This is a genomic window from Aureivirga sp. CE67 (assembly GCF_015767245.1).
In the GTDB taxonomy this organism is placed as follows: domain Bacteria; phylum Bacteroidota; class Bacteroidia; order Flavobacteriales; family Flavobacteriaceae; genus Aureivirga.
Window position 1 is genome coordinate 89,252 of the sequence record NZ_JADOTV010000007.1, and the last position, 7,905, is coordinate 97,156.

The 7,905-nt window shown below is 30.5% G+C and carries 1 protein-coding gene; it reads right to left on the reverse strand.

The window, feature by feature from the left end:
- Positions 1–32 precede the first annotated feature (32 nt).
- Positions 33–7,856 carry a T9SS type B sorting domain-containing protein gene (locus I0K12_RS10535; protein ID WP_231372740.1) on the reverse strand — a complete coding sequence of 2,608 codons (7,824 nt, stop codon included), beginning with the start codon at positions 7,854–7,856 and terminating at the stop codon, positions 33–35.
- Between the last annotated feature and the right edge of the window lie 49 nt (positions 7,857–7,905).

Genomic DNA, 7,905 nt, shown 5'->3' on the forward strand with positions numbered 1-7,905 from the left:
AGAGGATTAAACGATTACAATAGTCACTTAAATTATCTACGAATTAAGCTAAAGTGTCCTTTTTTACTTATAGTTTTTCCTGTTTCATCTTTAAATTCTAAAACAAACCAATAATCTGTAGAAGGGAATTGAATTCCATCTTTAGTTCCGTCCCATCCTTCCGAATTTTCAGTTAAAACAGTAATCAATTTTCCATAACGATCCATAATCGAAATTGTAATGTTTTTCATGTTTTTAGCTCCATGTAAATGCCAGGCATCATGAATTCCATCTTCGTTTGGTGTAAAATAATTAGGAAAATCGATAAAAGTAATTTCTTTTCGAATTTCTCCACAACCGTTTACATCTTCAATGATTAAATCAAAAGTTCCATCAGGACAATTCTCAAAAATTCCTGTAGTATTCCAAGTCATTCCTTCATCAATAGAAAACTGATATTCTCCGATTCCAAGATTTGAAATATCTACAATTAAAGTATTCTCACTTTGATCTTGCAGATACCCAATTTGCTGAATTGCATCCTCAGAAATTGTTGCTAGTTCTGAAATAGAAACTTCTACAGTTTTTGTAGCAGAACATTCTAAGCTTGTAGTGTAATCAAAAGCTTCTACAATGTAAGTACCTTCTAGATTGATGTCTAAATATTCATCTTCAGTTTCAATAACAGTTCCATCAGGTAAAGTCCATTTGTAGCTATAATCTCCAGTTGAATTTTCAATATTTAAAGTATTTTCTTCCCCATTTTTACAATACACGAAGTTTTCTACTATTTCAAAATAAGGAGTTTCTTCCACGATAATTTCAAAAGAAGTAGTTTTTGCACAACTAAATTCATTCATAACAGAAACCCAAATTGTAGAATTTGTACTTTCAAAAGAATTAAAATTAGGAATAGAATTTTCTTGGTTTAAAGCATCTGATTCAGTCAAATAATAAGAAATAGTATTTGTTGTTTCAGAAGTGATTTCCGTATTTTTTTCTTCTAAATTAAAAATACCAAGTCCATCAAAACCACAAGTGAATAATGGTAAAATATCCAATGAGATTTCCGGATTTGAAGCAATTTGTAGCGTAAATTCTTTCGTGAAAATACAACCCGTTACAAGATCTTCTGCTTTTACAAAAATCTTAGTTTCTGGAGTATTTGTTACATCTATTGGATTTACAATGTTAGGAAAACCATTTTCAGCATCTGTTTCCGAAATAAAATATTTTACCTCCAAAGGATTTGGGTTTTCTTCCGAAATAAATTCAAAAGTCAAATCTTGTAGGTTTACATTTTCATAGATTCCATCTGTATTATCTTCACAAAAAGTATAAGTATCAAAATCATTGAAAATTGGAAGAGGATTTACAATTAACTCAATAGGAAGCTGAACAGAACAATCTAATTCCGCATAGGTATTTACTATAGAAGCATAAATTGTTTTTGAATTTGAAACGTAATTTTCTGTATCCGTAATAGGATTATTCAAGGCTTCAGCATCTTCTAAATTCTCATGAAAACTGATAGTTACTCCGTTTTGTTCATTCGTAATTTCTGAAATATAATTCTCAATATTAAACAAAGCAAAACCATCAAAATCATCATCACAAACTGCGATAGAAGTGAAATCATAATTCGGCTGAGGTAAAGGTTCTACAATCAGAGCAAGTGTTGTAATATCATAACATCCTGTGCTTACATTTTCTACACGAACATAAATGTTTTGCACATCTTGCGTTGTATTTAAAAATTCATTTTCAACAATTGCATCTGGAAAATCAGTTGGGTTTTCCGCACTTTCTAAAGTCAAATGATACGAAACTATAGTTCCTAATTGTCCATCCAAAATTCCTTCGTCCAAAGTTTCTAAAGAGAAGATTCCATGTCCGTCATAATCATCATCACAAATAATATATGGAGGAAGAATTGCAGCTGAAGGTTTTTGTTCAATCAAAATTTCAAAACTTGAAATGATAAAACATCCAACAGAGTTTTCTAAACGAACCCAAATAGTTTGTGTGTTAGCAATAGTGTTTAAAAATGGCGTATCTAAATCAATACTCCAGATTTTCTCTTCAGCATTTTCTTCAGATAAATACATCGTAATATCTAAATCTGGATAGGTTTCTAGAATTATTTCTTTTTGTTGGTTTAAATCTAAATATGCATATCCATCTTGATCTTCTTCGCAAATTATCACATCTTCGATTTCTACAATTTCAGGAATTTCCGAAATAACTAAAGCTAAAGGTTTGATGATAAAACAACCCGTGATTTCGTTTTCAATTCTTGTAAAAATTGTTTGTGAAACAGAAAAATAGTCCTCCGTTAACGAAATAGGAATTTCATTGTTTTCTGCATTTTGATAGGTAATATGATAAGAAATAACATAGTTTTCAACCGGACTATAAAGCTCTGTAACTTGGTTTAAATCAAAATGAGCATTTCCGTCATAATCATCATCACAAGCTTCAAATTCTTCAATGTTTTCAACTTCTGGCAAAGGATTTACAACTAAATCCAAAATCACATAAGAATAACAACCATTTTCATTTGTAACTACAGCATAAACAGCCTGAGTTCCTTGTGTAAGATTTGTATATGGCGAAAGTTTATCGATGATTTGTCCATCCAAAGAATTCTCATGATAGGTAACAGTCCCAGTGTATCCATTCAGAATTTCCGCATCTTTTTGATATAGTAAAAATTCACTTACAAATCCGTTAGAATCATCACCATCATCTGCATTATCACAGATTTCGTAAGCAGTAGGTTGTTGCAATACAGGATTTTCTTCTACAATCAAAGAAACTGGTTTTACAAATGGACATTGGTTTGGATTTTCTACACGAACCCAAATAGTTTGTGGATTTGTATCATTTACAAAATTTTCAAAGTTTGAAATCCATCCACTTGCTTGCGTATTTCCATTGATAGCAGCTTCTTCATTAAAATAATAAGTAAAATTATCGGTGTTATTTTCTTCTAAAACTGTTAAGTCAAAACTTGTATGTCCATCCGCATTTTCATCATCACAAAGGTAAATCTCATCAGAAATAGCGATTTCTGGAGAAGTTTCTACTACTAATTCTAAAGCTTCAACTGTAAAACATCCTGTAATTAAATTTTCAACTCTAGCATAAATAATTTGATTGTTTAAGTCAATATTAGAATAATTTTCTGGAGTTTGAATCACATTTAAAGGATTTGGATTTGCTTCATTTGCATCTGTAAATTCTTCAAAATAGGTAATTTCAATATCTCCAAGAGCTGTATAAATTTCTGTGTCTTTTAAAGTTAAATTGAAAGTTGTAAAACCATCATTATTAACATCACAAGAATTTAGTGGAGTAGGAGTATTGGCAGAAATAGTTTCGATGAAAAGTTGGAAACTATATCTTTTTACACATCCATTTGTAAAAATGGCTTCGGCAAAAATTTCTTGATTATTTATTCCTGTAAAGTCATTAGGAGTGTCAATTATTTGAGAAAATAAATCATCAGAATAATAAGAAATTACAGATTGGTTTGTTTCGGAAACGAATTCATTTTGTATGGTTAAATCAAAAGTTTCATTATCACAAATTGTAATATTATTTAAAGTTTCAGTAGAACCTGATTCAATAAGTAATTGCACCGAAGTTGTAGAAAAACAACCTTCAGAGTTTTCTAATTTTACATAAATCTCCTCTTGATGATTACCTTCATAATTAGTCAAATTACTAATAACATTTGTCAAGTTAATATCCTCGTAATATGAAATTGTGATATCTGGATTTGTTGTGAAATTATTATTTAAATCTGTAAGATTAAAATATCCTGTAGTATTAAAAGTGTTGCAAGTTGTCAATTCTGAAACAGGATTGAAGACAACACCATTTTTTAAATCAAACTGAATTTGCATAGAACTTTCACAACCATTCGCATCGGAACCTTTTACATACACAATTTGATTTCCAGAAACTATATAATTAGAACTGTTTGTAATTGGATTTGCAAGTGCCGCATCCGAATAATATGCAATAGTAGCAACAGGATTTATTTGTGCGTTTAAAGTAGAAAGATCAAAAGATTCTTGATTGTTTCCATCGTTATCGCAAAGCTCAAACGGTCCAACAGGATTTAGATTTAATTGAGAATTTAAGCTAAAATCAATCTGCATGGTATTTTCACAACCATTCGCATCGGAACCTTTTACGTACACAATTTGATCTCCAGAAACCGTATAATTAGAAATATTGGTAATTGGATTTGTAAGTGCAGCATCTGAATAATATTCAATAGTTGCAGCAGGATTTATTTGTGTATTTAAAGTCGAAAGATCAAAAGATTCTTGATTATTTCCATCATTATCACAAAGCTCAAACGGTCCAACAGGATTTAGATTTAATTGAGAATTTAAGCTAAAATCAATCTGCATGGTATTTTCACAACCATTCGCATCGGAACCTTTTATGTACACAATTTGATCTCCAGAAACCGTATAATTAGAAATATTGGTAATTGGATTTGTAAGTGCAGCATCTGAATAATATTCAATAGTTGCAGCAGGATTTATTTGTGTATTTAAAGTGGAAAGATCAAAAGATTCTTGATTATTTCCATCATTATCACAAAGCTCAAACGGTCCAACAGGATTTAGATTTAATTGAGAATTTAAAGAAAAATCAATTTGCATCGAATTTTCACAACCATTCGCATCGGAACCTTTTACGTACACAATTTGATCTCCAGAAACCGTATAATTAGAAATGTTTGTAATTGGATTTGACAACGCCACATCCGAATAATATTCTATAGTTGCAGCAGTGTTAATTTGTGTATTTAAAGTCGAAAGATCAAAAGATTCTTGTCCATTCCCATCATTATCACAAAGTTCAAACGGCCCAACAGGATTTAAATTTAATTGAGAATTTAAGCTGAAATCAATCTGCATGGAGTTTTCACAACCATTCGCATCCGAAGCTTTTACATACACAATTTGATTTCCAGAAACTATATAATTTGAAATATTAGTAATAGGATTTGTAAGTGCTGCATCTGAGAAATATGCAATAGTTGCAGCAGCGTTTATTTGTGTATTTAAAGAAGAAAGATCAAAAGATTCTTGATTGTTTCCATCATTATCACAAAGCTCAAATGGTCCGACAGGATTTAAATTTAACTGAGAATTTAAACTAAAATCAATTTGCATGGTATTTTCACAACCATTCGCATCCGAACCTTTGACATATACAATTTGATTTCCAGAAACCGTATAATTTGAAATATTGGTAATTGGATTCGTAAGTGCCGCATCTAAATAATATTCAATAGTTGCAGCAGGATTTATTTGTGTATTTAAAGTCGAAAGATCAAAAGATTCTTGATTATTTCCATCATTATCACAAAGTTCAAACGGTCCAACAGGATTTAGATTTAATTGAGAGTTTAAACTAAAATCAATTTGCATCGTGTTTTCACAACCATTCGCATCCGAACTTTTTACATACACAATTTGATTTCCAGAAACCGTATAATTAGAAATATTGGTAATAGGATTTGTCAAAGCTACATCTGAAAAATATTCAATAGTTGCAGTAGCATTTATTTGTGTGTTTAAAGTAGAAAGATCAAAAGATTCTTGATTATTTCCATCATTATCACAAAGTTCAAACGGTCCAACAGGATTTAGATTTAATTGAGAGTTTAAACTAAAATCAATTTGCATCGTGTTTTCACAACCATTCGCATCCGAACCTTTTACATATACAATTTGATTTCCAGAAACGATATAATTAGAAATATTAGTAATTGGATTTGTATATGCAGCATCTGAGAAATATGCAATAGTTGCAGCAGTGTTAATTTGCGTATTTAATGTCGAAAGATCAAAAGATTCTTGATTATTTCCATCATTATCACAAAGTTCAAACGGTCCAACAGGATTTAGATTTAATTGAGAGTTTAAGCTAAAATCAATCTGTGTAGTATTTTCACAACCATTCGCATCCGAACTTTTTACATACACAATTTGATTTCCAGAAACCGTATAATTAGAAATATTGGTAATAGGATTTGTCAAAGCTACATCTGAAAAATATTCAATAGTTGCAGTAGCATTTATTTGTGTGTTTAAAGTAGAAAGATCAAAAGATTCTTGATTATTTCCATCATTATCACAAAGTTCAAACGGTCCAACAGGATTTAGATTTAATTGAGAGTTTAAACTAAAATCAATTTGCATCGTGTTTTCACAACCATTCGCATCCGAACCTTTTACATATACAATTTGATTTCCAGAAACTATATAATTTGAAATATTAGTAATTGGATTCGTATATGCAGCATCAGAATAATATGCAATAGTTGCAGCAAGATTTATTTGTGCATTTAAACTCGAAAGATCAAAAGATTCTTGATTATTTCCATCATTATCACAAAGCTCAAAAGGTCCTACAGGATTAAGATTTAATTGAGAATTTAGAGAAAAATCAATCTGCATCGTGTTTTCACACCCATTTGCATCGGAACCTTTTACATAAACTGTTTGATCTCCAGAAACCGTATAATTTGAAATATTGGTAATAGGATTTGACAACGCTACATCTGAATAATATTCAATAGTTGCAGCAGCGTTTATTTGTGTATTTAACGAAGAAAGATCAAAAGATTCTTGATTATTTCCATCATTATCACAAAGTTCAAACGGTCCAACAGGATTTAGATTTAATTGAGAGTTTAGAGAAAAATCTATCTGCATGGTGTTTTCACAACTATTCGCATCCGAACCTTTGACATATACAATTTGATTTCCAGAAACTATATAATTAGAAATATTGGTAATAGTATTTGTATGTGCAGCATCTGAAAAATATTCAATAGTTGCAGAAGCGTTTATTTGCGTATTTAAAGTCGAAAGATCAAAAGATTCTTGATTGTTTCCATCATTATCACAAAGTTCAAATGGTCCAACAGAATTAAAGTTTAATTGAGAGTTTAGAGAAAAATCAATCTGCATCGTGTTTTCACAACCATTCACATCCGAACCTTTTACATATACAATTTGATTTCCAGAAACGCTATAATTTGAACTATTTGTAATAGAATTTGTCAAAGCTGCATCTGAAAAATATTCTATAGTTGCAGTAGCGTTAATTTGTGTATTTAAAGTTGAAAGATCAAAAGATTCTTGTCCATTTCCATCATTATCACAAAGTTCAAACGGTCCAACAGAATTAAAGTTTAATTGAGAGTTTAGAGAAAAATCTATCTGCATGGTGTTTTCACAACCATTCGCATCGGAACCTTTTACGTACACAATTTGATTTCCAGAAACTATATAATTAGAACTGTTTGTAATTAGATTTGTCAAAGCTGCATCTGAATAATATTCTATAGTTGCAGCAGCGTTTATTTGTGTATTTAATGAAGAAAGATCAAAAGATTCTTGATTGTTTCCATCATCATCACAAAGCTCAAACGGCCCAACAGGATTTAAGTTTAATTGAGAATTTAAAGAAAAATCAATTTGCATCGTATTTTCACACCCATTCGCATCGGAACCTTTTACATATACAATTTGATTTCCAGAAATGCTATAATTTGAACTGTTTGTAATTGGATTTGTCAAAGCTGCATCTGAAAAATATTCTATAGTTGCAGCAGCGTTTATTTGTGTGTTTAAAGTAGAAAGATCAAAAGATTCTTGATTGTTTCCATCATTATCACAAAGTTCAAATGGTCCAACAGAATTAAAGTTTAATTGAGAGTTTAGAGAAAAATCAATCTGCATCGTGTTTTCACAACCATTCACATCCGAACCTTTTACATATACAATTTGATTTCCAGAAACGCTATAATTTGAACTATTTGTAATAGAATTTGTCAAAGCTGCATCTGAAAAATATTCTATAGTTGCAGTAGCGTTAATTTGTGTA